At 71.1% G+C, this 26,919-nt stretch carries 25 protein-coding genes; 6 read left to right on the top strand and 19 right to left on the bottom strand.

The window, feature by feature from the left end; translation table 11 throughout:
- Positions 1–21 precede the first annotated feature (21 nt).
- From ACTWNK_RS09595 to ACTWNK_RS09575, 5 genes are all read right to left on the bottom strand, one after another.
- Positions 22–897 (bottom strand): carbohydrate ABC transporter permease, encoded by an 876-nt coding sequence (locus ACTWNK_RS09595; protein WP_474303520.1) that lies wholly within the window; start codon positions 895–897, stop codon positions 22–24.
- On the bottom strand, positions 894–1,820 hold the full coding sequence (locus ACTWNK_RS09590) for a carbohydrate ABC transporter permease (RefSeq protein ID WP_474303519.1): 927 nt from the start codon (positions 1,818–1,820) through the stop codon (positions 894–896). The genes ACTWNK_RS09595 and ACTWNK_RS09590 overlap by 4 nt, the downstream gene beginning before the upstream one ends.
- On the bottom strand, positions 1,820–3,184 hold the full coding sequence (locus ACTWNK_RS09585) for an ABC transporter substrate-binding protein (RefSeq protein ID WP_474303517.1): 1,365 nt from the start codon (positions 3,182–3,184) through the stop codon (positions 1,820–1,822). The genes ACTWNK_RS09590 and ACTWNK_RS09585 overlap by 1 nt, the downstream gene beginning before the upstream one ends.
- Before the next feature lie 156 nt (positions 3,185–3,340).
- On the bottom strand, positions 3,341–4,324 hold the full coding sequence (locus ACTWNK_RS09580) for a LacI family DNA-binding transcriptional regulator (protein WP_474303516.1): 984 nt from the start codon (positions 4,322–4,324) through the stop codon (positions 3,341–3,343).
- A gap of 37 nt (positions 4,325–4,361) precedes the next feature.
- On the bottom strand, positions 4,362–5,252 hold the full coding sequence (locus ACTWNK_RS09575; RefSeq protein ID WP_474303515.1) for a sugar kinase: 891 nt from the start codon (positions 5,250–5,252) through the stop codon (positions 4,362–4,364).
- Between the two features lie 176 nt (positions 5,253–5,428).
- On the opposite strand from ACTWNK_RS09575, the gene ACTWNK_RS09570 reads away from it, so the two are divergent.
- The 3 genes from ACTWNK_RS09570 (at position 5,429) to ACTWNK_RS09560 (ending at position 8,065) form a co-directional block, all read left to right on the top strand.
- Positions 5,429–6,115 (top strand): hypothetical protein, encoded by a 687-nt coding sequence (locus ACTWNK_RS09570; protein WP_474303514.1) that lies wholly within the window; start codon positions 5,429–5,431, stop codon positions 6,113–6,115.
- Positions 6,116–6,254: 139 nt separating this feature from the next.
- Positions 6,255–7,274: a Dyp-type peroxidase gene (locus ACTWNK_RS09565; protein WP_474303513.1), complete on the top strand. Its 1,020-nt coding sequence runs from the start codon at positions 6,255–6,257 to the stop codon at positions 7,272–7,274.
- Positions 7,271–8,065 carry a family 1 encapsulin nanocompartment shell protein gene (locus ACTWNK_RS09560; protein WP_474303512.1) on the top strand — a complete coding sequence of 265 codons (795 nt, stop codon included), beginning with the start codon at positions 7,271–7,273 and terminating at the stop codon, positions 8,063–8,065. Before ACTWNK_RS09565 ends, ACTWNK_RS09560 begins: the two co-directional genes overlap by 4 nt.
- 12 nt (positions 8,066–8,077) lie before the next feature.
- Here ACTWNK_RS09560 and ACTWNK_RS09555 read toward each other — a convergent pair whose 3' ends face one another.
- Both ACTWNK_RS09555 and ACTWNK_RS09550 read right to left on the bottom strand, forming a co-directional pair.
- Positions 8,078–8,851, bottom strand: coding sequence for a DUF4253 domain-containing protein (locus tag ACTWNK_RS09555; RefSeq protein WP_474303511.1), 774 nt, complete (start codon positions 8,849–8,851; stop codon positions 8,078–8,080).
- Between the two features lie 111 nt (positions 8,852–8,962).
- A complete protein-coding gene (locus ACTWNK_RS09550) occupies positions 8,963–11,218 on the bottom strand; it encodes an ATP-binding cassette domain-containing protein (protein ID WP_474303510.1) in 2,256 nt (751 codons plus the stop codon).
- 109 nt (positions 11,219–11,327) lie between these two features.
- Between ACTWNK_RS09550 and ACTWNK_RS09545 the strand changes: the two genes are divergently transcribed.
- Positions 11,328–12,896, top strand: a complete 1,569-nt coding sequence (locus ACTWNK_RS09545) for a molybdopterin-dependent oxidoreductase (protein WP_474303509.1) — start codon at positions 11,328–11,330, stop codon at positions 12,894–12,896.
- 58 nt (positions 12,897–12,954) lie between these two features.
- The gene (locus ACTWNK_RS09540) at positions 12,955–13,575 is read left to right on the top strand and encodes a fasciclin domain-containing protein (RefSeq protein WP_474303508.1); all 621 of its coding nucleotides are present in this window, start codon (positions 12,955–12,957) and stop codon (positions 13,573–13,575) included.
- On the opposite strand, the gene ACTWNK_RS09535 is transcribed toward ACTWNK_RS09540, so the two are convergent.
- From ACTWNK_RS09535 to ACTWNK_RS09525, 3 genes are all read right to left on the bottom strand, one after another.
- Positions 13,572–14,444, bottom strand: coding sequence for an ATP-grasp domain-containing protein (locus tag ACTWNK_RS09535; protein ID WP_474303507.1), 873 nt, complete (start codon positions 14,442–14,444; stop codon positions 13,572–13,574). The two genes, ACTWNK_RS09540 and ACTWNK_RS09535, sit on opposite strands and share 4 nt — an antisense overlap.
- Positions 14,441–14,728, bottom strand: coding sequence for a hypothetical protein (locus ACTWNK_RS09530; RefSeq protein WP_474303506.1), 288 nt, complete (start codon positions 14,726–14,728; stop codon positions 14,441–14,443). Before ACTWNK_RS09530 ends, ACTWNK_RS09535 begins: the two co-directional genes overlap by 4 nt.
- Positions 14,729–15,117: 389 nt before the next feature.
- The gene (locus ACTWNK_RS09525; RefSeq protein ID WP_474303505.1) at positions 15,118–16,212 is read right to left on the bottom strand and encodes a tetratricopeptide repeat protein; all 1,095 of its coding nucleotides are present in this window, start codon (positions 16,210–16,212) and stop codon (positions 15,118–15,120) included.
- 117 nt (positions 16,213–16,329) lie between these two features.
- On the opposite strand from ACTWNK_RS09525, the gene ACTWNK_RS09520 reads away from it, so the two are divergent.
- Positions 16,330–16,755, top strand: coding sequence for a hypothetical protein (locus ACTWNK_RS09520; RefSeq protein WP_474303504.1), 426 nt, complete (start codon positions 16,330–16,332; stop codon positions 16,753–16,755).
- Here the strand turns inward: ACTWNK_RS09520 and ACTWNK_RS09515 are convergent.
- Genes ACTWNK_RS09515 through ACTWNK_RS09475 form a run of 9 tightly spaced genes read right to left on the bottom strand, consistent with a single transcriptional unit; the run spans position 16,694 to position 26,918 of the window.
- Positions 16,694–17,395 carry a Crp/Fnr family transcriptional regulator gene (locus tag ACTWNK_RS09515; protein WP_474303503.1) on the bottom strand — a complete coding sequence of 234 codons (702 nt, stop codon included), beginning with the start codon at positions 17,393–17,395 and terminating at the stop codon, positions 16,694–16,696. The genes ACTWNK_RS09520 and ACTWNK_RS09515 overlap by 62 nt on opposite strands.
- A 45-nt stretch (positions 17,396–17,440) precedes the next feature.
- A complete protein-coding gene (locus tag ACTWNK_RS09510; protein ID WP_474303502.1) occupies positions 17,441–18,610 on the bottom strand; it encodes a hypothetical protein in 1,170 nt (389 codons plus the stop codon).
- Between the two features lie 27 nt (positions 18,611–18,637).
- Entirely contained in the window at positions 18,638–19,342 is a 705-nt protein-coding gene (locus tag ACTWNK_RS09505; RefSeq protein WP_474303501.1) for a vWA domain-containing protein, read from the bottom strand.
- A gap of 28 nt (positions 19,343–19,370) precedes the next feature.
- Positions 19,371–20,432, bottom strand: coding sequence for a hypothetical protein (locus ACTWNK_RS09500; protein WP_474303500.1), 1,062 nt, complete (start codon positions 20,430–20,432; stop codon positions 19,371–19,373).
- A complete protein-coding gene (locus tag ACTWNK_RS09495; RefSeq protein WP_474303499.1) occupies positions 20,429–21,310 on the bottom strand; it encodes a protein phosphatase 2C domain-containing protein in 882 nt (293 codons plus the stop codon). The genes ACTWNK_RS09500 and ACTWNK_RS09495 overlap by 4 nt, the downstream gene beginning before the upstream one ends.
- The gene (locus ACTWNK_RS09490; protein ID WP_474303498.1) at positions 21,310–22,386 is read right to left on the bottom strand and encodes a hypothetical protein; all 1,077 of its coding nucleotides are present in this window, start codon (positions 22,384–22,386) and stop codon (positions 21,310–21,312) included. The genes ACTWNK_RS09495 and ACTWNK_RS09490 overlap by 1 nt, the downstream gene beginning before the upstream one ends.
- Positions 22,387–22,388: 2 nt before the next feature.
- Positions 22,389–24,512, bottom strand: a complete 2,124-nt coding sequence (locus tag ACTWNK_RS09485; RefSeq protein ID WP_474303497.1) for a hypothetical protein — start codon at positions 24,510–24,512, stop codon at positions 22,389–22,391.
- The gene (locus ACTWNK_RS09480) at positions 24,509–25,258 is read right to left on the bottom strand and encodes a hypothetical protein (protein WP_474303496.1); all 750 of its coding nucleotides are present in this window, start codon (positions 25,256–25,258) and stop codon (positions 24,509–24,511) included. The genes ACTWNK_RS09485 and ACTWNK_RS09480 overlap by 4 nt, the downstream gene beginning before the upstream one ends.
- A 4-nt stretch (positions 25,259–25,262) precedes the next feature.
- Positions 25,263–26,918, bottom strand: a complete 1,656-nt coding sequence (locus ACTWNK_RS09475; protein WP_474303495.1) for a hypothetical protein — start codon at positions 26,916–26,918, stop codon at positions 25,263–25,265.
- Position 26,919: the final 1 nt, after the last annotated feature.

Genomic DNA, 26,919 nt, shown 5'->3' with positions numbered 1-26,919 from the left:
TATTTCCCATCGGTTTGGAGGTCAGCCCTTGAGGCTTCCGGCCGTGAGCCCGGCCATGATGCTGCGCTGGAAGACGAAGAAGACGGCGATCGCCGGGATGCTGGCGATGACCAGGGCGGCGATGAGCACGTTCTGCGGCACCTGGGCGGCCAGCGAGGCGATGCCCACACTGATCGTCATCTTGTCGGTGTCGGGCAGCACGAGCAGCGGCCAGACGAAGTCCTTCCAGCACGTGACGATCGACAGGATCGACACCACGCCCAGGATCGGCCGTGAGATCGGCAGCACGATCGACCAGAGGACGCGTCCCGGCGAGGCGCCGTCCATCTGGGCGGCCTCGATCAACTCCTTCGGAATGGAGTCGAAGAACCTCTTGAGCAGGAAGACGAAGAACCCGTTGGCCACGGCGGGCAGCCAGATCGCCCAGGGCGTGTTGAGCAGGTCCCAGCCCAGGATCGGCAGGTCGGAGGCGGTCAGATAGGCGGGCAGCAGCACGACCATCGGCGGGATCATGAGTGTGCTCAGCATGAGGCCGAGCACGACCTTGCCCAGGATCGGCCGCAGCTTGGACAGCGCGTAGGCGGCGCACACGTCGAACAGCAGCGTGAACAGCCAGGCGCCACCGGCGTACAGGGCGGTGTTGCCCAGGAAGAGGCCGAGGTCGAGCAGGTCCCACGCCTCGGCGTACACCGAGAGGTCGGGGTCGGCGGGAAACAGCGTGGGCGGCATCTGGGCCAGCTCGTCGGCCGACTTCAGCGCGCCGGTCGCCATCCAGTACAGCGGGAAGACGAAGACGGCGGTGAAGGTCACCATGACGAGCGTGAGCACGCTCCAGTAGAGGATGCGGCCACGCGGCGTGCTCAAGGTGTGCGGCGAGACCAGCGTGCGGACGCTCATCGCTGTTCCTCCCTGGACACGCGCAGGTAGACGGCGGAGAAGACGACGAGCACCACCATGAGCATCAGGCCGAGCGCACCGCCGCCGCCGAAGTCGCCGAAGTTGAAGGCGTACTGGTACATCAGGTAGGCGACGCTGACGGTGGCGTTCTCCGGGCCGCCGCCGGTGAGCAGGTAGGGCTCGATGAAGACCTGCATGGTGGCGACGACCTGCAGCAGCAGCATGACCAGCAGGATCAGCCTGGTCTGCGGGATCGTCACGTGCCACACACGCCGCAGCAGCCCGGCGCCGTCCAGCTCGGCCGCCTCGTAGAGGTCGCCGGGGATGCTCTGCAGCGCGGCCAGGTAGATCAGCGTGCCCGTGCCCAGGTTCATCCAGGTCGAGACGATGACCAGCGACAGCAGCGCGGTGTCGGTGGAGTCGAGCCAGGCCAGTGCGGGCAGGCCGACCACGTCGAGCAGCTGGTTGAACAGGCCGGGCCCCGGGTCGTAGAACCACTTGAACAGCAGCACGGCGACGGCGGGCGGCAGCATGACCGGCAGGTAGACCACGAAGCGCAGATAGGCCTGGCCGTGCTTGAGCTCGTTCAGCACGATCGCGGCCACGAACGGCACCACGAACCCGACCAGCAGCGCGAGCCCGGTGAAGATCAGCGTGTTCTGCCAGGCCGCGGTGAAGGCCGGGTCGTCGAGCACGGTGCGGAAGTTGTCCAGGCCGACCCAGACCGGGTCGTCGACGAAGTTCGTCTCCTGGAAGCTGAGCAGGATCTCGCGGGCCATCGGGTACCACGAGAAGAACGCGAAGCAGATCAGGGCGCCGCACAGGAAGCCGTACGCGGTGAGGTTGCGGCGCACCCCCCGGCCGATGGCCGAGGGGGCGCGCCTGCCGGAGCGGGCGGGGGCCCGCCGCAGGGTGTCGAGCATCAGCCCTGCTTGGCCAGAACCTTGTTGGCCTTGGCCTCGGCGTCGGCCAGCAGCTGGTCGATGTCGGCGTCCTCACGGGTGAGTACGGCCGACATCGGCGTGTCGAGGATCGCGTAGAGCTCCTGGGCCAGCGGCGGCTCCAGCCTGCCGGTGATGGTCGCCGAGCCGTCGAGGTAGCCGGAGAAGTTCTCGACCGGGACGGTGGCGTTGGCCTTGCGGTCGGCCAGGACCTGCTGTCCGGGTGCCGAGGAGCCGAAGAGGTCGGGGAAGGGCAGGCCGACCTGGCGGCCGTCGGCCTTGGCGCGGGCGTAGTCGAACTGGCCCTGGCCGGGGGTGAGCTCGTGGAACTCCAGCCACAGCAGTCCGGCCTTGATCTGCTCGGGTGTGGCCTTGGGGTTGAACATGTAGCCGTCGCCGCCGCTCAGCGAGCTCTTCGCCTCGGGGAGCGCGGCCACGCCGTAGTCCTCGTACTTGCCCTTGAACTGGTCGTGCAGCCCTTCGACGACGTCGGGGGCGCCGAGCATCATGCCGGTCTTGCCGGAGGCCATCATGCGCATGAGGTCCTCCCACTGCAGGAGCTGCTTGGTGCCCATGCTGGAGTCGGCCCAGCGCATCTGCTTGAGGTTGGCCAGGACGGCCTTGCCCTCGGGGCTGTTGAAGGCGGCCTGCCTGCCGTCGGGGGTGACCATCTCGCCGCCCCTGCCGTACAGGGAGGCGGTGAAGTGCCAGCCGCCGGTGTTGCCCGCGCTGTACTCGCCGAAGCCGACGTAGCCGGGGCCGAGTGCGGCGATCTTCTTGGCCGCGGCCTGTACCTCGGCCCAGGTCGTGGGCGGGGTCGCCGGGTCGAGTCCGGCCTGGGTGAACAGCTTGCGGTTGTAGACCAGGCCCATCGAGTAGTTCTTGCGCGGCAGGCCGTAGACCTTCTCGCCGTCCTTGAACACGCCGATCACGTCGTCGCGCAGGTCGCCGTAGGTCTTGACCTGGCTCACGTGGGCGGAGATGTCGGCGGCCTGACCGGCTTTGACGATCTTCTGGACGTCGGTGAAGTAGACGTAGAAGACGTCTTCCATCTTGCCTCCGGCCAGTTTGGCCTGGAAGGTGTCGGGGTTGATGCAGGGGAAGGCGTCCTTGCTCTGCACGGTGATGTGCGGGTGCAGCTTCTGGAAGGCCTCGACGTCGGCGTCCCACTGCTTGCGCTCGATCGTGTTGCTTCTGGGCGGCTGGCACCCGACGGTGATCGTCACCGGGGCCTCCGCCCCCGCCGGGGTCTTCGACCCCTGGGTCTCGGGCTCCTCGGCGCCGGTGGAGCCGCAGGCAGCGACGGACAGGCACGCCGCGATCACAAGCGCTCTGCGCATGCTCATCGATCTGACCCTTCTGGGGGTGGATGGGAGGTGTCCCACACGATAAGCATCATCGACAGATGTCTGCAATATTTCGACAGGCCAATGAAATATAACGACTACATGACGACGGCCCGGGACTCGTCGGAGTCCCGGGCCGTCGCTTGCAGCCGGATGTCAGTCCTTGCGTGGCCTTGCGGTCGAGGCGCGCACCACCAGTTCGGGCTCGAACAGCAACTCGTCGGCCGGCACCACGGCCTTGTCGATCTGGGCGACGAGCAGCTCGACCGCCGCCCTGCCCATGGCGTCGATCGGCTGGCGCACGGTGGTCAGGGGCGGGTCGGTGCAGTTCATCAGCGCCGAGTCGTCGTAGCCGATGACCGAGACGTCGCCCGGCACCGAGAGCCCCTGGCGCCTGGCCGCGCGCACGGCGCCGAGTGCGAGCAGGTCGCTGGCGCAGATGATGCCGCTCACGCCCTTGCGGACCAGCCTGGTGGCTGCGGCGTGCCCGCCTTCGAGGGAGAACATCGTGTGTTCGACCAGGTCGGGGTCGACCTTGGCACTGTCGCGCTTGCGCCGCGAGGGGATGTGGTCGCGGGGGCCGAGCAGCAGGCCGATGCGCTCGTGGCCGAGTGCCCGCAGGTGGCCGACGGCCATCTCGGCCGCCACCACGTCGTCGGCCGAGACCTGGGGGAAGCCCAGGTGCTCGACGGCCGCATTGATCAGCACGGTCGGCAGCCTGCGCTCGTGGATCAGCTCGTAGTGCGCGTGCGAGGCGTCGGCCTGGGCGTAGAGCCCACCGGCGAAGACCACGCCCGAGACCTGCTGCTGCAGCAGCAGGTCCACGTAGTCGGCCTCGGAGACGCCGCCGACGGTCCTGGTGCACAGGACCGCGGTGAAGCCCTGCTGGGCCAGCGCACCCCCGACGACCTCGGCGAACGCGGGGAAGATGGGGTTCTGCAACTCGGGCAGGACCAGGCCGACCAGCCTGGCCCTGTCCCCTCTGAGCTGGGTGGGCCGCTCATAGCCGAGGACGTCGAGCGCGGTGAGCACAGCCTCCCGCGTGGCGTCGGACACGCCCGGTTTGCCGTTGAGCACACGGCTGACCGTGGCCTCGCTCACCCCGACTTTCTTTGCCACCTCTGCAAGTCGTCGTGTCATGCCGCAAATTCTAGGGCACTTGGCGCAAGAATTTGCGTCAGTTGAACGGAAGTGAGGTCAGCTCCTCCCGGGTCGGCAGCCCCTGCCAGTCGCTCATACTGGTGACGGCGAACGCGCCCAGCAGAGTGCCACGTTCCAAACGCTCGGGAGCGGTCAGCCCGTCGAGCAGTCCGCTCAGGTATCCCGCGCAGAACGCGTCGCCCGCTCCCGTGGTGTCCACGACCGGGACCTGAAGGCTCGGCGCGTCGTAGCGCATCCGGTCGGCCCTGACGCTCGCGCCCTTGGCGCCCCTGGTGACCACGACCTCGCGTTCGGGACTGAGCGCCGGTTTGACCAGGTCGAGCTCGTCGTGCCCGAGGAAGAGCAGATCGGCGTAGCAGGCCAGCTCCGCCAGCACCTCCCCCGCCTCCTTGACCGAAGGCCACAGCGCCGGAACGTAGTTGACCGCGACCGAGACGTAGACGCCCGCCGTACGGGCCGCTGCCACGGCGGCGAGCACGGCGGACTGGGAGTCGTGGCCGAGGCCCATCGTGATGCCGGTCACGTGCAGGATGCGGGAGTCGCCGATCCTGTCGATGAGGACGTTGCCCGGGGTGAGCCTGGCCCCGGCCGAGCCTTCGCGGTAGGCCAGGGATCGGGTGCGGTGCCCGATCCTCGACTCCCGCAGCAGCAGTGCGGTCGGCGCGCTGGCGTCGACCCTGACGTCGCTCACGTCGACGCCCTCTCCCCGCAACACCGACAGCACCCTGACGCCCAGTTCGTCGTCGCCCACCTTGCCGAGGAAGGCGGCACTGTGGCCCAGCCTGGCCAGGCCGATGGCCAGCGCGAACTCGGCGCCGCCGACGTCGAGGCGGGCCTCGCTGTCATGGCGGACCCTGCCGCTGGACACCACGCCACTGGCCTCGCCGAGGGTGTAGACGTCGATCATGCACACCGTCCCTTTAGAAATACTTTGCCCCTACTAACAACCTTTTTCCCATCCCGTGCCTCTAAGGAGGTAGAGGGGGCGAGCACCCGAGCCCGCCCCATCTGACGGGGAGAGGAATAAACACCCTCATGAAGAGAATCGCTGCCGGTATTGTCGCTGCCTTCGTAGGCGGCACGATGCTGATTTCCGGAGGTACGGCCCAGGCCGCACGAACCGACCTCAGCGTCCGCATCACCGACATCTCGCCGAACCCGGTCGTCGTCAAGGGGGACGGGACCAGCGCCACCATCGAGGTGCGCACCACGGACGCCGAGAAGGTCGAGCTGCGGGTCAGGCCAGTGGCAGACAAGTTCCGCACGCTGAGCGTCAAGGAGCCGAAGATCGCGCACGAGGGTGACCTCTGGCGCTTCACGGTTCCCTTCAGCGCGAACGACCCCGAAGGACGCTGGCTGGCCATTGCCGACGCCTTCGACAAGCACGGCAAGAAGGCGACCGCCGAGCTCAACTTCTCCGTCGAGGTGGAGCAGGGCAAGGCCGACACCCGTATCACCCGCTTCAGCGCCAGTCCCGACCCGGTCAAGAAGGGCCGCACGCTGAACTTCAGCGGCCGTCTGCAGGTCGACGACGACGGCTGGGACGGCCTGAGCAGGGCCAAGGTCGACGTGTACTTCCGCGCCGACCACTCCAGCGGCTGGAAGTGGGTCACCTCGGCCAAGACCAGCTGGGGCGGTAAGTTCTGGGCCAAGACCAAGGCCTGGAAGAGCGGCACGTTCAAGGCCGTCTACGACGGTGGCGACGACACCAACGGTTCGGAGAGCCGTCGCGACTACGTTCGCGTCTACTCCTACCACCGTCACCACTAAGCGGTAAGGCGAAGGGCCCGGCCAGGGGCAGGCCGGGCCCTTCGCCATGTCCGCCGCCTTCCCCCGATATCCGCTGACCAGCGGATATCGGGGGGGCGTGCGAGGGTGACAGGTGATCATGCGGATAGCATCGATGACCATGACCAGCTCACAGGCCGTCGACGCGGGACTCACCCGCTTCGCGATCTTCCTTGTCGTGAACGTACGGCCCGACGAGGCCAGTCAGGCCGCCGTGCGGGACATGTGCGAGGACGTGGCCGCGCTCGTACGCTCCGTCGGCTTCCGCTCGCTCGACGGGCAGCTGTCGTGCGTGCTCGGCTTCGGCTCCGACTGCTGGGACCGGCTCTTCCCCGGCCCCAAGCCCGCCGAGCTGCACCCCTTCAGGGAGTTCCACGGCGTGCACAGCGCCAAGGCCAGCCCGGGCGACGTGCTCTTCCACGTACGGGCCGCCAGGATGGACCTGTGCTTCGAGCTGGTCTCGCAGATCATGACCAAGCTCGGTGACGCCGTCGAGGCCGTGGACGAGGTGCACGGCTTCCGCTACTTCGACTCCCGCGACCTGCTCGGCTTCGTCGACGGCACCGAGAACCCGACCGGGGCGGCCGTGCTCGACGCCGTCTTCATCGGCGACGAGGACCCGGCCTTCGCCGGGGGCAGCTATGTCATCACCCAGAAGTACCTGCACGACCTCACCGCGTGGAACGCGCTGCCGACCGAGCGGCAGGAGCAGATCATCGGCAGGACCAAACTGTCCGACATCGAACTCGACGACGACGTCAAGCCCTCCTACGCGCACAACGCGCTGACGACGATCGAGCAGGACGGCGCCGAGATCCAGATCCTGCGCGACAACATGCCGTTCGGCAGCGTCGCGGCGGGCGAGTTCGGCACCTACTTCATCGGCTACGCCAAGTCGCCCGCGACGACCGAGCTGATGCTGGAGAACATGTTCGTCGGCAAGCCGCCGGGCAACTACGACCAGATCCTCGACTTCTCGACCGCGGTGACCGGGTCGCTGTTCTTCTGTCCTTCGGCCGGCATGCTCGACGAGCTGTCCACGGGGGCCGGGCTCGAAGCAGCCGACGACCGCACCGCAGGCGTCGAAGACGCCGTCAATCCGCTCGCCATCGGCAGCCTCAGGGGAGTGCCTCAGTCATGAACAACCTGTACCGAAACCTCGCACCCGTCTCGGACGCCGCCTGGAGCCAGATCGAGGAGGAGGCGGCGCGCACGTTCAAGCGGCACGTCGCCGGGCGCCGGGTCGTGGACGTCAAGGGTCCGGCCGGGCCCGAGCTCGCCTCGGTCAACACCGGGCATCTGCACACCGTCGAGGCGCCGGGCGAGGGCATCGTCGCCAGGCTGCGCCAGACCCTGCCGGTGGTGGAGCTGCGCCGTGCCTTCGTCCTGTCGCGCGAGGCCGTCGACAGCGCCGAGCGCGGCTCGGGCGACGCCGACTGGGGTCCGGTCAAGGAGGCGGCCAAGGCGCTGGCGCTGGCCGAGGACCGTGCCATCTTCGAGGGCTACGCCGCCGCCGGCATCCAGGGCATCAGGGGCAGCAGCGACAACCCGGCCTCCGCCCTGCCGATGGACGTGCGAGAGTACCCCAACGCCATCGCCCAGGCGCTGAGCGCGCTGCGGATGGCCGGGGTGGACGGGCCGTACAGTGTGGTGCTCAGTGCCGACGCCTACACGCAGGTCGCCGAGACCAGCGACCACGGGCATCCGGTGCTCTCCCACATCCAGCGGCTGATCAGCGGCGACATCATCTGGGGGCCGGCCATCTCCGGCGCCTTCGTCCTGACCACCAGGGGCGGCGACTTCGTCCTGCACCTGGGCGAGGACCTGTGCATCGGCTACGAGTCGCACACCGCGAGCGAGGTACGGCTCTACCTCAAGGAGTCCTTCACCTTCAGCGCCCTCACCAGCGAGGCCTCGGTGGCGCTCACCTGAGGCCCACCGGCCTCAGTCCCACCAGAACGTCCACCCCTCCACGCGCACCAGCCGCTCGGCGTAGGCGCGCAGGGTGTACGGCGAGCTGCCCTGAAGGATGTTGTCGGGGCAGAACGCCAGGTGCTCGGCGGCCACCGCCAAGGCGTGCTCGATCGACGTCGGCGGGGCCGCCACGCTGAGGGTGAGCGTGTCGAACCCGACGGAGACCACCCGCGCGCCGAACCTCTCCTGCCAGCCGCGCAGCACGGCCGACAGCGGCGGGGTGTCGTGGTGGTTGACCGGGCCCATCCAGCCGATCGCCGTCAACGCGTCGGCGCCGCTCCTCGCGGGCACCAGGCCGAGCCGCCCGCCCAGACCGGCCAGCACCAGTGCGGTCTCCCTGGCCACGCCGTCGGGGTCCTCGCCCTGCATGCCCGCGTCGGCCAGGCCGGGGAAGGCCGTGCCGTGCGGCGCGGTGAACTCCGCGCCGCCCTCGCCCACCAGCCTCGCCCACTCCCGCTCCAGGAAGTGCGAGACCTCGACCCGGTCGATCTCCGCGACCGGCCTGGGACTGAGCTCGCCCTCCTCCCACGGCCTGCCCTCGTCGCCCGGCATCGGGGTCAGCAGCAGCGGCCACAGCCCGGAGCGCTTGTGCACCCGCTGGAGGTCGGCCCAGAGCCTGCCGTCGATGGGCTCGTCGCTCATCCAGAAGTGCGGCCCCTCGGGTGAGCCCGCCGCGGCGAACCCGGGATCGGCGACCCGCCATCGACCGGCGGGAAGCGATATGTCGGGGGGAAGCGCGTGCATCGTGGACCCTCCATCGTGATCATCAACCGCCGCCACGCTACCGGAGGGCGGCGGACGACTCTCACTTTCCCGACAGCTTCCTCCTCTTTTCGGCTGTCCGGTCCCGGGTCCTCACCCTGCCCGATAACGGCGCAGGAATGCCCCCGTGAGCGACTCCTCGCACTCCAGCAGCTCCTTCGGCGTCCCCGTGAACACCACCTGCCCTCCCCCCTTGCCGCCGTCAGGCCCGAGGTCGATCACCCAGTCGGCCTGCTGGACGACATCCAGGTTGTGCTCGATGACCACCACCGTGTTGCCCGCGTCGACCAGGCCGTTCATCAGGGCGAGGAGGGTGTCGACGTCGGACATGTGCAGGCCGGTCGTGGGCTCGTCGAGCACGTAGACGCTGGAGGTGCGGTGCAGCTGGGTGGCCAGCTTGAGCCGCTGGCGCTCGCCGCCCGACAGCGTGCTGAGCGACTGGCCGAGGCTGATGTAGCCGAGGCCGACCTCGATGAGCGTCGCGAGCTTGGCGCGCAGCGCCTTCTCGGTGAAGAAGGCCGCCGCCGATTCCGCGGGCAGTTCGAGGACGTCGGCGATCGACTTGCCGCGCAGGTGGTGGGCCAGCACCGACTCCTTGAAGCGGCGGCCGTCGCAGGTGTCGCAGTGGGTGGTGACCGGGTCCATGTAGGCGATCTCGGTGATGATCACGCCTCGGCCCTGGCACTCCTCGCACGCGCCGGTCGAGTTGAAGCTGAACAATCCGGCGTCCACCCCGTTGGCCTTGGCGAACAGCTTGCGGATCGGGTCCATCAGGCCGAGATAGGTGGCGGGCGTCGAACGCGAGGAGGCGGCGATGGCCGACTGGTCGACGAAGATCGCCTCGGGGTGGGCCGCCATGAAGACGTCGGCCACCAGCGTGCTCTTGCCCGACCCCGCCACTCCGGTCACGGCCGTCAGCACGCCGGTCGGGAACTCCACCGAGACGTTCTTCAGGTTGTGCAGATCGGCGTCCTTGATCGGCAGTGCGCCCGTCGCCCTGCGGAAGGCGGACTTGACCTCGCCGGTGCGGCGCAGGCCCTGCCCGGTGAGGGTGTCGGCGGCCCGGAGCCCGGCGACCGACCCGGCGAAGACGATCTCGCCGCCGTGCGCGCCCGCACGCGGGCCGACGTCGATGACGTGATCGGCGATCTCGATGACATCGGGGTCGTGCTCGACGACGAGGACCGTGTTGCCCTTGTCGCGCAGGGCGCGCAGCAGGTCGTTGAGCCTGCCGACGTCGCGTGGGTGCAGGCCGACGCTGGGCTCGTCGAAGATGTAGGTCATGCCGGTCAGCGTGCTGCCGAGGTGGCGCACCATCTTCAGGCGCTGGCCCTCGCCGCCCGACAGGGTCGTCGTGGCCCGGTCGAGGCTGAGGTAGCCGAGCCCGATGTCGGCGACCCGGCGCAGCGCCACCCTGGCGGCCTCGGCGACCGGCGCGATGGCCGGATCGTCGATGGCGGCCAGCAGGTCGACGAGGTCGGTGATCTGCATGCGCGACCAGTCGGCGATCGTGCGCCCGTCGACGAGCGTGGCCAGCGCCCTGGGGCCGAGCCTCGCCCCCTCGCAGGCCGGGCAGACGCCTTCGGTGAGGAAGCGCTGGTAGGTCTCACGGCTGCGCTCGCTCATCGCGCTGATGTCGCGCTTGACGGCCTGGCGGGTGAAACGGTCGACGATGCCCTCGTAGTTGGCGTTGTAGGTGCCGCTCTTCATCGTCAGCGGGACCTTGAAGCCGCTGCCGTGCAGGAGCAGCTGCCATTCGGTCTCGGTGTAGTCCTGCAGCCGCTTGGCCGGGTCGAGCCCCTCCGCCTTGCCGTACATCTGCCATTCGCCGCCGCCGACGGTGTAGCCGGGCAGCAGGATCGCGCCCTCGTCGAGCGATCTGGTGCGGTCGAGCATGAGGCCGATGTCGGCCTTGACCGTGCGGCCGAGGCCGTCGCACTCGGGGCACATGCCCTGGGGGTCGTTGAAGGAGTAGAGCGAGACGTGGCCTTCGCCCTTCCTGGCGAAGATGGCCCTGATCATCGAGTAGATGTCGGTCATGGTGCCGACGGTGGAACGGGCGTTGCCGCCGACCGGCTTCTGGTCGACGATCACGGCCGTGGTGAGGTTCTCGACGGCGTCGGCGTGCGGGCGTTCGTACTTCGGCAGCTGGTTGCGGATGAACCAGGGGAAGGTGCCGTGCAGCTGGCGCTGGGCCTCCACCGCGACGGTGTCGAAGACGATCGACGACTTGCCCGAGCCCGAGACCCCGGTGAACACCGTGATCCGGTCCTTCGGGATGGTCAGCGAGACGTCCTTGAGGTTGTGCTCCCTGGCTCCGGCGATGCGGATGTGATCGTGCTCGCTCACAGTGCGTGCGGCCCTTTCGTGTTGCTGGTCGGCGCCCGATGGGAGGGGCGAGCCCACATTTTCAGAGAGGTACGACAATCCGGGGCGGGGACGGCTCCGAATACCGGGTGTGAAAGTCGTTGAGCGAAGCGTCATAAGCGCAGGTGGGGCCGGTGTTGCCGGCGCCCTCGCGGCGCTCGCCTGCGGTGAGCTGACGGCCTCGCTCACCGGCGCCGCGGGCTCGCCCGTCGTGGCCGTCGGCGGGGTCGTCATCGATCTGACGCCGACGCCGCTGAAGGAGTTCGCGGTCAGGACCTTCGGGGTCTGGGACAAGGCGATCCTGGTCGGCGGCGTGGTGCTGGTCCTGCTCGCGTGCGCGGCCCTGCTCGGTGTGCTGGCCCGGCGCAGGCTCGGCCCGGCGTGCGCGGGTGTGGCCGGGCTCGCCCTGCTCGGCGGGGTCGCCGCGCTGACCAGACCGGCGGCACGCCCTGCCGACGTGCTGCCCTCGTTGGTGGCCGCCGCGGCAGGGGCCTTCACGCTCGCGGCCCTGACCCGGCTCACCGCGCCCCGGCCCGCGCCTGCCGGAACGCCTGCCGGAACGCCCACAGAGACGCCCGCAGAGACGCCTGCCGAGATGCCTCAGGCCAGGCCGAAGGGGCCCGGGAGGCGTGGGCTGCTGGCCGGGCTCGGCGTGGTCGCGCTGGCCTCGGCGGGTGGCGTCGCCGTACGGGTGCGGGGTGAGGGGGCTCCGGTGGCGTTCCGGCTGCCGGCTCCCGACAGTCCGGCCGGGGCGGTGCCTGCCGGGGCCGATCTGCGGATGGCGGGGCTGTCGCCGTTCACCACGCCCAATGCCGACTTCTACCGTGTCGACACCGCCCTGGTCGTCCCCAGGGTCGAGACGTCGGGCTGGACGCTGCTCGTGCACGGTGAGCGCACGATCGAGCTGACCATGGCCGACGTGCTCGCCCGGGGCCTGATCGAACGCGACATCACCCTGACCTGCGTGTCCAACGAGATCGGCGGCCCCTACGCGGGCAACGCCCGCTGGCTCGGCGTGCCGCTGGCCACGATCCTGCGCGAGGCGGGCGTGCCGAAGGACGCCGACCAGCTGCTGAGCCGCTCGGCCGACGGCTGGACCGGCGGCACGCCGATCTCCACCGTCATGGACGGCCGCGACGCGATGCTGGCCGTCGGTATGAACGGCGTCCCGCTGCCGCCCGAGCACGGCTTCCCGGCCAGGCTCGTCGTGCCCGGCCTGTACGGCTACGTGTCGGCGACGAAGTGGGTCGTCGAGCTGACGATGACCCGCTATGCCGACGAGCGCGCGTACTGGACCGAGCGCGGCTGGGCCACAGACGCGCCGATCAAGACCATGTCCCGCATAGACGTTCCCGCCCCGCTCAGCCGGGTCGCCGCGGGGAACGCGACCGTCGCCGGAGTCGCCTGGGCCCAGCACCGCGGCGTGACCGCGGTCGAGGTCCGCGTCGACGGCGGTCCGTGGCGCCTGGCGACCCTGGCACCCGTGCCCAGCTCGGACACCTGGTGCCAGTGGTCGGCGACCTGGCAGGCGACACCCGGCACCCACACCTTGGAGGCACGAGCCACAGACAGCACAGGCGCCGTCCAGCCCGCGACGCGGGTGACGCCGTTCCCCGACGGGGCGACGGGATGGCACTCGGTCGTGGTCACGGTCGCCTGAGCCGCCAGGACCCGCGACGAACCCACGCTTCACACCAACCGCACACGCCAGGAAAGAGATGATCTCGATGAGGAAGAACGCCGCCCTGCTCGCCGCCGCCGCGATGGCCGCACTGGCCCTGACCGGCTGCTCGGGCTCGACGAACACCGCCATGACCACCACCGCGCCGGCGGCCACGCCGGCCGAGACCAGCATGGCGCCGTCGGCCGACGGCCCGTTCGGCGCCGCCTGCTCGGCCGTGCCCGCCTCCGGCGAGGGCAGCTTCACCGGTATGGCCGACGACCCGGTCGCCACGGCCGCGTCGAACAACCCGGTGCTGTCGACGCTGGTGACCGCCGTGCAGAAGGCCGGTCTGGTCGACACGCTGAACTCCGCCAAGGACATCACGGTCTTCGCGCCGACCAACGACGCGTTCGCCGCCATCCCGAAGGAGACGCTCGACAAGGTGCTCGCCGACAAGGCGATGCTGACGAAGATCCTCACCTACCACGTCGTCCCCGGCAAGCAGGCGCCCGCCGCCCTCGACGACGCGAAGCTGACCACCCTGGAAGGCGGCCAGCTCACCACGAAGGGTTCGGGCGAGAGCTACACGGTCAACGACGCCAAGGTGGTCTGCGGCAACGTGCCCACGGCCAACGCGACCGTCTACATCATCGACAAGGTGCTGATGCCCAGCTAGCGGGCACGTGCGGCGCTCGCGAGCGCCGCGGCGAAGGTGCTGAGCGCGACCGGGCCCGCCTGGCGAAATCCCAGGCTCGGCTCGGTCAGCTCCACCTCAAGGACCAGCGGCCCGTCCGGCCCGCCCACGAGGTCGACCCGCGCATAGAGCAGGTCGCGCACACCGACCCCGGCCAGGCCCGCCGTGACGTCGAGGCATCGGGCCGCGAGCTCCACCATCGCCGGTCCCGGCTCGGCCCGCGCCAGCCGCTCGTCGAGGAAGAGCCCGTCGCCGGTGTCGACGGCGCCGCCGCTCAACATGGCCGCCTTGCCGAAGGCGTGCGAGTAGACCCCTTCGAAGAACACCAGCGAGGTCTCCCCTTCCTCGTCGACGGCGCTCTGGTACGGCTGGACCAGCGCGGCGTGGCCCTGGGCGTGCAGCGACCGCAGGTGGGCGCGTGCCGCCTCCCGCTCCCCCGGCCCGAACCGCCCGGCTCCCCGCGACCCCGCCCCCACGACCGGCTTGACGACGACGTCACCCGGCCAGGCGCCCGTCAGCTCGCCACCCGGCTCGACCACCACGGTGGGCACGACGGCCAGCCCGGCCGACGCCAGCTCGGCCAGATAGCGTTTGTCGGTGTTGCGACGGACGACCTTGATCGGGTTGACCAGCCGTTCGAGCGATCCGCACCAGCCGAGGAACTCCTCAAGGCGCTCGGTGTAGTCCCACGTCGCCCGCAGCACCACGAGTTCGCCCGGCTCGACCGCTCCGCCCCACGCCGCCCACCTGGCCCGTACGCCGCGGTCGGCCAGCGCCTCGACCAGGTCCGCCTCGTCGCCGTCGCCTTCGGGCAGGGCCGGGCACCCGGCGAGCAGGACCTTCGGCCTCACGCGCTCAGCTCGCCCCGCCGCCTGATCGTCTCGCTGTGGCTCCACACGTCCTCCTGGCTGATCGGCAGGCCGGGCCCGCGCTGGGCCAGCTCCAGCCTGGCTCTCCTGGCGAGCGAGACCCGGCTGCGGTAGTCCTGGAAGATCTGCATCTCGCCGTCGCGTGGGAACCAGACGTCGCGCCTGGCGTCCAGGTAGACGTAGTCCATGCCGTGGTACCAGCGCTCGCCGAGGGTGGCCAGGTCGAGCGCCCAGTCGCGCAGCAGGGCCGCCGATCCCCTGAACACCAGGGCCTCGCCGATCCGCTCGATCGCGGACCTGGGGTCGAACGGGCGTGCGGCCCGTCTGTCGAGCCGCTCAAGGGCGGGGTCGAGCCCCCACGTGTGCCACCGTACCGTAGCCGGGCGAGCAGCCTGGCCCCACGCAGGTCGGACAGGATGTGCCAGGTGTCGTGGAAGCGGTTGGTGGCGTAGCGCGCGTCCGTCGAAGGGCGCGGCGTGATGACGTCGTAGGCGCGGCCGTCGGCGCGTGTCGTGCGCCGGTGCAGTTTGATCCGGTCGCCCACGGCCCTGGCCGTCGAAGGGCGCGGCGTCCCGCCCTTCATCATGTGTCCCGTCGTGTCGGCATGATCACATGGAAGGACACCCGCCGCGCCCGTCGCAAACGGTTTTGCCGCTCAGGGGTCGGTGACCGGCAGTTCGAGCAGCTCGCCGACGAGCGCCCCCGCGAGCCCGTCGACGGCCAGCAGCCTGGCCACCTCGGCCAGGTACCCCTTCGCGGCGAGGTTGTGCCCGCCGCCGCGCTCCAGCCTGGCCAGCTCCAGGTAGCCCTCGGCCGCCATGGGGTCGTGGTCGATCAGGTACTTGAACGTGTGCCGTGCCACCTGCGCGTTGCCCACCCGCAGATGGCAGCGCCCGAGCCTGAGCAGCGTCGAGGACGACGGCGTGCTCTGGGCGCGCAGCATCTCCTCAAGGTCGGATATGGCCTGCTTGTCCTCCCCGAGCTCGATCAGGCACCCGGACCTGATGTCGAGCAGCGCCAGCCGCTCCTCCTCGTCGCCCGGCCTGACGGACTCGATCGCCGCGAGCGCCTGCCTGTGCCTGCCCTGCGCGGCCAGCGCCCTGGCCTCGGCCAGCACCGGCGGCACCCCGACCGGCTCGGGCCCCACCTCCCGCGCCCCGGAGGGTACGGCGGCGCCGCCGCGTTCGGACACCCACACCCAGGCGTTGGCCGCGAACCCGCGCTCGGGCATGGCGCTGCGCACACTCCAGAAGTCCTCGGCCCGAAGATCGCGAAAGCCGTGCTGCACGACATCGCGGTAGAGGTAGTCCGAGACGATCACCGCGAGCTCGGCGGCCGGGAAATCGGTCAGCGCGCCCTTGACCGGAGCGCTGTCCAGCAGCCTGAAGCACTCGATGACCGCGGGCCCGCTGAACCCGGTCGGCCCGGCCGAGACGAGCCCACTGGTCAGGCCGAGCCGCAACCGGATCCTCGCGGCCTGGCTGAGCAGCCGGTTCTCCTGGCGCAACGCCGTGGTCAGCCCTCTGATCAGCTCGGGGATGGCACTGGTCTCGTCGATGCCGCTCGGCGGCATGATCAGCACGCCGTCGCCGCTGCTCTGCACGATCTCCTCGGGCAGCCCGGCCTGCCTGCACGCGGCGTGTACGACCGTGACCAGGCTCTGCATGGCCCTGATCTGCTCGGGGACCGGCCTGCCGCTCCAGCCCTTGATGTCGACCGCGCCGCACAGCGCCCTTCGCGGCATGGACATGAATCCTCCCGTTGGCAGCCATATGCGGCCATTGTCGGACGCCGACGCGCCCGGTTACCCGCACTGGTACGGGCAGCGCGCACCCCGCACCGGGGAGCATGACCGCGGAGGGGACGCATGGATGTCGAAGAGTCCGGCCCACACACCAGGGCGGTACGGCTCGGCCGCTGGGGCTCGGCGATCGCCGCCGCCCGGCTCGGCCGCGACCGGCCCCTGCTCGACCGGGTGATCGCCGAGCTGGAGTCCGGCCTGGCCGAGCTGTCCTCGACCAACGAGCAGACCCCGCGCCTGCTGCGCCTGCTCGGCGAGGCCTGGCTGGTACGCGGCCGGATGCTCGGCAGGGGCGCCGACGTGCGCAGGGGGCACGAGATGCTCGTCACGGCCGGGATGCTCGCCGGAGCCGCACATCCCGAGGCCGAAGGGCTGCGTGCGGCAGCCGCACAGGCCGGGCGGGTGCTGGCCGGGCTCGCGGCCACGGAGGCTAGGGGCGCTCACCGCTCAACAGGGCGGGAGGTTCGAGATCGGCCAGGGCCGCCAGCTTGAGCACGTCGAGCACGATGACCTTGCCCCGCCTGCTGGCCACCACGTCCTTCATCTTGCCGAACGCCTTCTGCACGGTGCCCTCCTTGACGCCGATCAGCATGGCGAGCTCGGCCTGCTTGAGATCGGCGGCCCAGCAGCCCTCGATCTTCATGGCGAACTTCTCCACCTGATACAGCAGGGTCCTGGCCAGGCGCTGCTCCACCTCGTACGCGGCGGCGTCGGCGCGGTAGACGTTGGCCTGACGCAGCCGGTCGGAGGAGACCGCGACGATGGCGCCCGCCGCCTCCGGATGGTCGGCGGTGAACCTCTTGAACGCGTCGCCCGACACCACCAGCACCGTGCTCGGCACCCGCGCGGTGACGGTCGCACTGCGCGAGGTCTCGCCGAACACCGCCATCTCGCCGATCAGGTCGCCGGGATGGCGGACGGCGAGCAGCGACTCGGTGCCGTTCTCGACATTGCCGATCACACTGACCGTGCCGCTCAGCAGCAGGTAGACCACGCCTCCCGGATCTCCCTGGCGCACCAGGTTGTCGCCGGGCGAGCAGACCTTAACCTTGCCCAGGCTCAGCAGGGCATCGCGGACTGTGGGGGCGAGGCGACCGAGATAGGAGCTGCTCGGCCACGGATCGGATGGCATCGCGCTCTCCTCAAGCCGGCGGGCGATCCTTCTGCCGGAACACGGTCAGGCCAGGCCGCGTTCGAGAAGCACTTTCATTATGGCCCGCCTCACTGGCCGTGTCGGGCTACTTTCGAGTAGTTCACGAAGGAAGACCGATCTGGTGAGGGGCGGCACCCGGGCGAGCGCCACGTCCAGGAGCCTGGCCGTACTGGCCTGGTCGCCCTTGCGTGCGGCGCGGCGCAGCAGGGCGACCAGCGGGGAGGGGTTGGCCGGGTCGGCGTCGGCGGCCTCGTTGACCAGGGCGTCGGCCGCGGCGTGCTCGCCCCGCTCCTCACGCAGTGCGGCGAGGTCGAGCAAGAGCGCGCAGGCCAGCGGCCCCGGCTCGCTGCTGAGATCCGGGCGCGAACGCAGCAGCCGCATGCCTTCACCGAGATGTAACGCGGCCAGGCCACTCCTGCCCCTGCCCAGCTCCAGGCGGCCGAGACGCAGGCACGCCTCCACACAGAGCGGGCGCCTGGCCAGCAGCAGCGTCCACGTCTGCGCGGCGGCCTCCACCCCGCCGACGGCGCGGTAGCAGTCGCCGAGCAGCAGCAGCGCCCGCTCGGCCGTGCCGTCCCACCGGCCGTCGAGCAGGCGCAGCGCCCGTTCCAGCCGGTGCAGCGCCGCCGCCGGGTCGCCGCAGGCCAGCAGCGCCCCCGCCCCGGAGACGAGCGCCTCGGCGACCGGCCGCGCCTGCTCGGCCTCGGGCGGCTCCCCCGTGCCGGGCGCGTAGAGCCAGCCGCTCCCGCCGCCGATACGCCGGTAGTCGGCGCCGGTGTGCGCGGCCTGCGCGCAGACGTGACGGTAGAGGGCGTCCGACAGCACGACCGTGAGCGGCCCGGCTTCCTCCACCGCCAGCGAGGCCCTGGTCAGGCGCTGGCTCTGCGCGGCCGCCCGCAGGGCCAGCCCCGAAGGCAGCACCGGCCCGGTCGTCAGCACCAGCCGTACCGAAGGCCGCCCGGCGAGCAGCGCCGTCAGCTCGGCGACCAGCGCGGGCACCCCGTGCCCCGGGTACGGCGTGGGCGAGAGCGCCGAGCACATGCCGTGCGCGTCGTACGGCCTGCCCGGCTTCAGCCCGGCGCTGCGGCAGGCCCGCTCCATGGCCGAGGCCAGGTCGGCCTGGATGCGAATACGTTCGGGGACCCGGCTGGCAGCCCAGTCGCCCGCGTGGAGGGTGACGCACAGACCGTACACGGGTGCCTCCAGCCGCGAAGGGAGCAATCAGGACTCCCAGACCGGGTCCAGCGGAAGCGCCTTGAACCCCTTGACCTCCTCCGGCACCTGCATCGTGCGTGCCTGCGCGGTCGCGACGAGGGAGTTGAGCATGTTGCTCAGCGCCGAGGTGAGCGCCTCGGTGTCGGCGGCCTGGGACGGGTCGGCGATGAAGGCGGCGGCCGTCGCCATCCGCTTGAGCACGCCCGCGACGGCCTCGCCGAAGCCGTAGGTGATGACGTGCGGGTGGGGCCGCCACCTCTTGTCGGTCAGCGCGTCGAAGGCGTCGATCCACAGCTCGGCGGGCCGGTCGGCGGGCGCTCCGTCGGTCAGCAGGAACACGACCGGGCGCACGGGCGCGACCCCGGCGTCCACCAGCCTGGGCAGGTCCAGCTCGATGCGCTCGCGCAGGAACGCGAACAGCGGCCCGAACCTGGTCGAGCCCTGGCACACCACGGTCGGCAGCCGCGACACCCTGGTGATCTCGGTCATCTCCAGCACGACGTGCGGCCGCGAGCTGAACGTGACGATCGACAGGTGCACGAAGTCCGAAAGCCGGGGACTGGTGTAGAAGGTGTGGATGATCTCCTCAAGCGTCCGGTTCAGCAGCTGCTCGTGCGGCCGCATGGACTTGGACACGTCGATGACGAGATAGGTCGGCAGGCCTTGGGCGCGGTTGACGGCACGCGGCCCCGGCGGGGTGGGATGGGACACGGCGACGCTCCAGATCGGTCGGACACGGTCAGGCCAGCAGTGCGGAGAGCAGGCCGACTCCCGCGAGCACGAGCAGGACGACCAGGCAGGCGAGGATGGCCAGCGGAAGCATGGCCCCGGTGCCCGGCTCCCGCTCCTGCGGCTCGGCCGCGGCCGAGCCGGGCACCGGGTCGAGCCTGGGCCTCGCCGGCTCGGGCACGGCCGCGAGCGGGCGCACCCCGGCCGAGGTCAGCGCCTGCGCCAGCTCGCTCAGCGTCGGCCGCTCGCGCGGGTCGCGTGCGGTCAGCGCGGTCCGCAGCGCCTCGCCGACCGGCCCGCTGCGCAGCCTCGGCGGCAGGGCGCCGTGCGCCGCGCCGAGGTCGGGCCCGCGTACCCCGCTCAGGCATCTCAGCACGAGCAGGGCCACCTTGTACCTGTCGGTGAGCGTGGTCAGCCGGTGGCCGGGCTCGACCGAGGGGTCGTCCCACATCTTCGACTCCACCCACGGCCGCCCGGCGATGCCCGCTGCGTCCATGTCGATGACGAAGACCCGGCCGCTGCCACGCGCCCAGAAGGCGTTGGCGTAGGACCAGTCGCCGTAGACGACGTCGTAGCGCTCGAACAATGCGCCGACCGAGGCCAGATTGCGGGCCACCGCGAGCCGCTCGGCCGGAAGCGGAGGCCGCCAGCCCCGTCGGGTGAAGAACTCCGGATCGGACGTGACCAGCTGGTCGATCTCCAGCGGGATCGACCGCGTGCTGCCGTCGATCATCCTGACCGGCACACTGAAGTCGGGCCCGGCCATCGCCACCACGACGCCGACCGTGTCCTCGCCGTCCACGACCCTGGAGACCGGCCAGCACACGCCGGAGTCGGCCAGCGCGCGGTCGTCGGCCGTCATGCGCTGCGGCACCGCGATGAGGTCGTCGAGCACGTCGACCGGCTCCTTGGGGAAGCCGGGCCGGTAGTGCTTGACCAGCCAGCCCGGGTGGTCGGCGCACTCGTAGACGCCGGTCGACTCGCCGTTCTCGCCCGCGATCCTGCGTCCGCCCTCGCGCAGGTCGGCCAGCGCCGTGACCGGCTCGAAGGGACTGTCGGACCAGCTCCTCATGGCTCGCACCAGACCACGACCGCGGTCCTGTCGTCGAGCCAGCCCGCCGCCTCGAAACCGATGTCCTGGAGGAAGGCGGCGATGTGCGGCGGGCGCTGCCACCTGGCGGCGAACCACGGCGCCAGCGCCTCGCCCTCGCCGAGCGCGTCGCCGACGCCGTCGGTGGCCAGGGCCAGCACCGTGCCGGGTTCGAGCAGCACCTGGGCGCTGGTGACCCGGTCGGGATGGTAGGGCAGGAAGTGGCTCAGCCTGCCCCGGTCCAGGCCGTGCTTCTCCTCGCCGCCCACACGCCGCCAGCCCGCGCCCTCGCGGGTCCAGCCGCCGACGTCGGCGAGTGTGGCCAGCCACATGGCACGCCTGCCGTCGGGGCCCGGCTCGACCGGCACGACCGCGGCCAGGGCGACCGCGCGCACGTCGTCCTCGGTCAGGCCCGCACGCTCGGCCGCTCCCGCCATCTGCCTGGCCGCGTCGAGGAACAGCGCTCCGGCGTCCGGCCGCAGGTCGCGGTCGAGCATCGTCCGCAGCCCGGCGACCAGGGCGGTGACGGCCACGTTCGCACCGAGATGGGCGAAGGCGCTGTCGGACATGCCGTCGGCGACCGCCACGATGAGGTGCCGCCTGGCACTGTCGCGCCCGAGCCGGTAGGCGTCCTGCCTGGCGGTCGCGGGCTCCTCGCACCTGTGCCCGGCGCCGACCATCGAGGCGGCCCGCACGACCAGGCCGCCGACGCTCACCGCATCGGCCGCGACCCCGGCGGGCGCGGGTTCCTCGGGCAGCCGCCACGGCCGCAGCGCCGCAGCCGGGGCCCTGCCGAGCGGCCGGGGGAAGCCCACGACGGGCTCGGTCGCGCCGCTCGCCCGCCGCAACCAGTTGCGCATCAGGGCTGCTCCCGCTTCCACGAGGGGGTACGCCACTCCGAGACGCCGTCGAGCGAGCCCTGGACGACCTGGGAGGGCAGGACGTCCTCCTCCTCGTCGTCGTCCTGCCTGGCGCCCGGCGGCGGTGGCAGTGCGGGCGGGCCCTTGGCGTCGGCGCGTTCGATGCCGAACGCGCCCTTCGGGCTGGAGCTGAGGATGGTCTCGACGGGCTGCAGGATGAGCTGGCGCGCCCATTCCAGGTCGGCCTCCTGGATGAGGTCCTTGGCCACCAGGTCGGTGAACAGCGCCAGCCGCTGCTGCTCGCTCAGCTCCCTGCGCCTGCGCACGTCGGCGACGATCTCGTGCGCGCGTTCGGGATTGGCGTGCAGGACCATCAGGACGAGGTCCTCCTCGCTCCTGATGGCGTCGCGCATGTGGCTCATGCCCTTGGCCCTGCCCTCGGCCGTCCGTTCGGCCTGCACGTCCTCGGTGATCCACTCGGCCGCCCTGGCGTTGTGGTCGACGCGCACGATCAGGCGGAAGACCTCGATGCCCTCGCGGAAGGCCAGCACCCTCGACCCGCCCAGCCGATCGGCGAGCGCGCTCTCCAGCGAGCCGTCCTTGTCGATGGGATAGAGCCTGCAGATCGGGCGCACCTGCTCGATGATGCGCGCCCGTACGATGGCGTCGCCGTCGGCCGTCCTGGACTCGACGATCTTGACGGGGTCGTTCACGCGCCAGCCGACGTCGGCCGTCAGCCTGAACTTCACCGCCGGGGACAGGCTCGGCGCCTCCAGGTGGAAGACGGCCTGCTGGTCGGCCAGGTCCACCTCGTAACGCCAGTGCAGGCGGCGGGAGCCGTACCAGCCGGGGCGTTTCTCCGGGCGGGTGAGTCTGCCTCTGCTGTCGGAGTACAGCAGGGCCTTGCCCGGCTGCACGGCCGTCTTCGGGGCCTGGGCCATGGGGGTCTCCACGAACAGCGGCACGTGCGGCCGGTGTGAGTGGAACCACTCCTCCGGTGGCGGCGGCACGGCGTGCTCCTGCTCCTGGCCGTGCTCGGGGGGTACGGCCTGCTCATGAGGCCCGGGGTCGGTCATCGTCACGGCCTTTCTCTGGTGAGCATGCGAAGGACGTCGGCTGCGGCCTGGGGTGCGCCTCGCTCGCCTTTCGCCCATTTCTCCGCCTCGCGGATGATGATCGCCGTGGTGCGCCTGTCCGAGGCGGCGACCTCCAGGAGCCTGGCGAACGAGGTACGCGCCAGCGTCTTGTGCTCGACCGCGATGGCCCATTCGGCCAGCACCTCCTTGGCGTAGGGGTGCAGGCCCGCCGCGTTGACCGCGTCGCGCCACAGGGCGGCGATCTCGCGCTGGCGCTCGGGCTTGACCGCGGCGACATAGAGCAGGAAGGGCCAGCTCACGCCGTTGACGTCGCGGACCAGGTCGGCTGCGGCCAGCAGGAAGGCGAGCCTCGCGGTCGTCCTGCTGCGCGCGTCCGGCAGCCATTTCAGCAGCGCGGCCGGAGCCTCCAGCTCCTCGCCCGCGTGCTGCCACATCTCGGTGACGCCCTCGCAGATCGACATCATGACGTCCTCGTCGTCGTCCTCGTCGAGGGTGAGGTGCTTCAGCGCGGCGAACGCGGCCGGCGCCCCTCCCGCGTCGTAGTCGATGCGCCAGGACCTGGCCGCCGCCGCGCGCAGTTCCGGCCGCTCGTCGTCGGCCCACGACCTGACCAGGTCGCGGATGGGGACGGCGAGGTCGGGGTCGCGTTGCAGGGCGCCGCGCAGGGCGATGGCCACGGCCTCACGCAGCTGGGGGTCGCCCTCCCGTGCCCACGGCTCGATGACGGTGGCCCGCACGTGGTCGAACGACCTGGCCGCGAGCACGCCGGTCGCGACCGCCGAGCGCACGCGCACCGAGTCCAGCTCGTGCCCGGCGCACACCCGCAACCACGACAGCAGGCTGAGCCTGGCCTCGTCGTACTCGTTCCAGAAGTAGAGCAGGTAGCGCTCGGCCACCGTGTCGTCGCGAAAGCGCACCGCCTCGGTCGGCGCTCCTCCGTGCCTGGTCTGCACGGTCGCGCGTACCACCTTGGCCTGGATCTCCTGCAGCCTGGCGCTCTTGCGCGCCACCAGCGGCGCGTTGCGCTCGGGCTCGCCGCTCTCCTTGGGCGTGGCCGGCTCCAGCGCCCGCTGCAGCACACCCGCCGCCGCCGACACCGTCTCGTACGGCTCGCCGCTGAGCGCCGCCACGGCCAGCGCCATGCACTGCGTCGACAGGTCCGGCAGCCGCTCGGCCCACGCCACGAACCTGGCCTCGTCGCGTACGGCGAGCCGGTCGCGCACGGTGTCGGCCACGACCTCGGCCGACTCGACCGCCTCGGCCAGCAGGGCGGCGAGCGAGGCGGCGTGACCGGGCGCGAGATCACGTTCGAGCTCGGCGCGTACCAGCTCCATCAGTGCGGGATCGTCGGATATCGTGTCGGTCGCCTCGTCGCCGAGCAGGCGTTCCAGACGGCGGTAGACGATCTCCATACGGTCCCTGACCTCGCCCAGGTCCAGGATGAAGCCGGCGAGGTCCTGCTTGAACCTGCGGCCCGGCGTGAGCGTCACGATCAGCCTGGCGTCGCGCTCGGCCAGCGCCGCCTCCAGCACGGCCAGGTCGTAGGAGGTCAGCTCGCGCGCCGCCGCGCCCGGCAGGTCGGCCAGGATGTAGCCGCCTCCCTTGGCCAGCATCTCGGCGGTCACCGCGCCGAGCCTGCTGCCCGGGTCCATCAGGTACAGCGGCTCGTGCTCCATCAGCAGCCGCTTGGCCGCCATCAGCTTGCCCCGCCCGGCGTCGGCGCGCAGGAACGCCACCCGCCTGCCCTTGACCACCTCGACCAGCTCGACGAAGCCTTCGGGCGCGACGAAGTCCCTCCTGGCGGCGGCCAGCTCGTCCGCCGACACCGGCGCCACCCTGACCGCGCCCGCCACCTCGGACACGGCGTAGTAGTTGGTGATGCTGCCGCCCGCCACCTGTCCCGCGCTCACGGTGGCGGCGTTGAAGCTGGACAGCGCCTCCTGCTCGGTGCCGAGCCTGTCCTGGGTCGTGCCCGGCTGCGCGGCCCGTGCGGAGAACTCCCGGCCCAGGTCGCGGGGTTTGCGTTCGGAGTCGTGGCCCTGTTCCTGGCCTTGGTCCTGGCCCTGCTCCTTGCCCGGCGCCGGCTCGTGCGGCTGCTCGCTCATCTGTCGCCTCCCCGCTCGTCACGGCCGCGTTCGTTGATGTCGCGACCGGCGACCTTGCCGCCTCTGGCGTCGATCACGGCTCCCGCGAACGCGCCGGTGTTGGTGACGCCGTGCCCGGTCCGCGGCGGGGCCTCGGGCTCCTCGGGGACGGGGACGGGAGTGGGCATGGGTTCCATGGGAGGCAGGTGGTGGCCGGGCGCCCAGATCCACGCCTTGCGGCCGGAGACCTCGACCTGGCGCAGGTCGTTCGCCTCCAGCGAGGTGAACTGGCCGGCGATGGTGTCGGTGAAGACCTCCTCCGACACGATCACGACCAGCTCGGCCGAGGTCGCCGCCGACACCGCGCCGACGGCCTCGCTCTCGCACATCCGCCGAGCCCGCAACGGCGCGGACCCGGCGAAGGAGTCGCCCGCACGATGGGCGGGGCCGAAGTTGATCGCCAGCGTGAGCAGCAGCGCGGCGGGCTCGGACGCGGTCCTGTTGTGCTCCAGGAGCGCGGCGCGCACCTGCCTGACGAAGTGGTCGGCGACCGTGGGCTCCGGCTCGCTCGGCGGAAGCACGGCCAGCTCGCCGTCCCCTCCGGGCAGCCTGCGCCACGACCTCCTGTCCAGCCCGGCCCGCTCGGCCGCGATGTCGAGCACGGCGGCCAGCCCCTCGTGCTGCACGGCCTGCATCCTGGCGGTGCGCTCGGCATAGCCGCGCAGCCTGACGGCCAGGACGAGCCTGCGTTCCGTCTCCTGAGGCATCGTCTCAGCCCTTCACGAGATAGGTCAGCACGAAGGTGAGCAGCACGGCTACGGCGGCTGCGGCGGCGAACTGCCACAGCGGGAGCGACAGCTGCCTGTCCCACCACGGCGCCCTGACCGCGGCATCGCCGACGCCGTCGCGGTCCTCCGCCTCGGACAGGGCGTGCTGTCTGACCCGGTGCAGCAGGGCGGGCACCACATGGCTGTCGATCATCGCCGCCGCCTTCGGTGCGGTGACCCGCGAACAGAGCTGGACCAACGCCTGGACATAGACGACCGAGACGTCACGGCGATCGAGCGCCGACGACAGGCGCTGCAGCATGACGGGGTCGTCGAGGCGGCTGGCCACCAGCGGGGCCAGCAGGCCGGCCAGTTTCTCCGGAGCCCGTTGGCCGAAGGTCTCCTCGAGCTCGGCGCAGTACCAGCGGTTCGCGCTGCCCTTCCTGATGACGGCGTCCGCCTCGGCCTCCGACAGGCTCCCCCCTCTGGCCGCGGCTCCGTTGATCCACTCGACGAGCTCGACGAAGCTCTCCACGCTCTGCTCGGGGTCGAGCTCGTCGTAGACCTCGAACAGCGACGAGGGACCGCCCGTCCCGTCGGTCGCGGCCGGAGGACGGCTCGGTTGGGTGAGCGCCTGCGGCACCTGCTGGGGCACCGGCTTGGTCGGCGCCGGGGACGGCGGGACACTCGACCGGTACTGCCTGAGCTGGGCCTGCGCCGCCTCCAGCCGATCGCGCACCGTGAGCCGGTCGGCCGCGATCCGGTGCAGGACACCGCTCAGCGCCTGGGCGCCCAGATGCGTGTAGGCGTTGGCCAGGCACAACGCCACCTGGCAGTACGGGTCGCCCGCGCCGAAGTGCGGATCGCCGTTGTGCGGGCGTACGACGCTCTCCCCCCTGATCTCGGTCGGCGGCGCGTCGGCCCTGGCGGCGATGTCACGGAAGACCAGGTGCGGGAGGTGGCCCGAGGTACGCCCGCCGGGCCGTTCCCAGGTCGAGAACGACGGCAGCCATCGGCCTTCGGCCCCGCTCAGCAGCAGCCCCGCCGTGTACCAGAGGCCGCGCAGGTAGGCGCCCTGCTGGGCGTCCTCGCCCTGGAGGTTCTCCGACGGCAGCAGGACCGCCATCGGTTTGCCGGGGTCGCGCAGCGCGGCCTCGATGACCTGGTGCAGGCCCTTGGGACGGCGCTCGTTCCGCTCGATCATCTTCAGGCGGTCGCGGGCGAACACGTTCAGCCGTTCGGCCTCAAGGGCGTGCATCTTCTCCTCCCGCGCCACCTGGCCGGGCCCGATTCCGGAGGGAAAGGCCGCCTCGCAGGCCAGTGCCAGCTCCACGTTCACATTCGCCCACGAGCCGACGAGCGCCCTGGCCGCCATCGCGTGCCTGCCGCCGTCGTCGGTCTGCCTGCCCGCGTACACCGGCAGGGCGTCGGAGTCGAAGACGCGCTCCACCACGGCGGCGAACTTCCGCTGCGGCGCGACGAGGTAGACGACGCTGCGATGGCCGTCGGCCACCCCCGGCGGAGGCGCGGCCATCGTGCTGAGCAGCGCCTTGGCCGTGGCGTTGAGCTGCTCGTCGTCCGAGGAGAAGGCGATCGGCCCGAAGTCGGCGCTCGGCCGCCAGCGGAACTCGATCTGATGCACCTGAGTCGCAGCACTCATC

The sequence above is a fragment of the Nonomuraea sp. IBHARD001 genome (assembly GCF_056106265.1).
Note: the sequence above shows the minus strand (reverse complement) of the source record. Positions and strands in the feature narration are given on the sequence as shown.

Coding starts and splice junctions, on each gene's coding strand:
- ACTWNK_RS09560 (WP_474303512.1), top strand. CDS start 7,271: ATGAACAACCTGTACCGAAACCTCGCACCCGTCTCGGACGCCGCCTGG.
- ACTWNK_RS09495 (WP_474303499.1), bottom strand. CDS start 21,310: ATGCGCAACTGGTTGCGGCGGGCGAGCGGCGCGACCGAGCCCGTCGTG.
- ACTWNK_RS09565 (WP_474303513.1), top strand. CDS start 6,255: ATGACCAGCTCACAGGCCGTCGACGCGGGACTCACCCGCTTCGCGATC.
- ACTWNK_RS09500 (WP_474303500.1), bottom strand. CDS start 20,432: ATGAGGAGCTGGTCCGACAGTCCCTTCGAGCCGGTCACGGCGCTGGCC.
- ACTWNK_RS09520 (WP_474303504.1), top strand. CDS start 16,330: ATGGATGTCGAAGAGTCCGGCCCACACACCAGGGCGGTACGGCTCGGC.
- ACTWNK_RS09590 (WP_474303519.1), bottom strand. CDS start 1,820: ATGCTCGACACCCTGCGGCGGGCCCCCGCCCGCTCCGGCAGGCGCGCC.
- ACTWNK_RS09525 (WP_474303505.1), bottom strand. CDS start 16,212: ATGTCCATGCCGCGAAGGGCGCTGTGCGGCGCGGTCGACATCAAGGGC.
- ACTWNK_RS09540 (WP_474303508.1), top strand. CDS start 12,955: ATGATCTCGATGAGGAAGAACGCCGCCCTGCTCGCCGCCGCCGCGATG.
- ACTWNK_RS09595 (WP_474303520.1), bottom strand. CDS start 897: ATGAGCGTCCGCACGCTGGTCTCGCCGCACACCTTGAGCACGCCGCGT.
- ACTWNK_RS09480 (WP_474303496.1), bottom strand. CDS start 25,258: ATGCCTCAGGAGACGGAACGCAGGCTCGTCCTGGCCGTCAGGCTGCGC.
- ACTWNK_RS09490 (WP_474303498.1), bottom strand. CDS start 22,386: ATGACCGACCCCGGGCCTCATGAGCAGGCCGTACCCCCCGAGCACGGC.
- ACTWNK_RS09580 (WP_474303516.1), bottom strand. CDS start 4,324: ATGACACGACGACTTGCAGAGGTGGCAAAGAAAGTCGGGGTGAGCGAG.
- ACTWNK_RS09555 (WP_474303511.1), bottom strand. CDS start 8,851: ATGCACGCGCTTCCCCCCGACATATCGCTTCCCGCCGGTCGATGGCGG.
- ACTWNK_RS09485 (WP_474303497.1), bottom strand. CDS start 24,512: ATGAGCGAGCAGCCGCACGAGCCGGCGCCGGGCAAGGAGCAGGGCCAG.
- ACTWNK_RS09575 (WP_474303515.1), bottom strand. CDS start 5,252: ATGATCGACGTCTACACCCTCGGCGAGGCCAGTGGCGTGGTGTCCAGC.
- ACTWNK_RS09570 (WP_474303514.1), top strand. CDS start 5,429: ATGCTGATTTCCGGAGGTACGGCCCAGGCCGCACGAACCGACCTCAGC.
- ACTWNK_RS09515 (WP_474303503.1), bottom strand. CDS start 17,395: ATGCCATCCGATCCGTGGCCGAGCAGCTCCTATCTCGGTCGCCTCGCC.
- ACTWNK_RS09475 (WP_474303495.1), bottom strand. CDS start 26,918: ATGAGTGCTGCGACTCAGGTGCATCAGATCGAGTTCCGCTGGCGGCCG.
- ACTWNK_RS09585 (WP_474303517.1), bottom strand. CDS start 3,184: ATGAGCATGCGCAGAGCGCTTGTGATCGCGGCGTGCCTGTCCGTCGCT.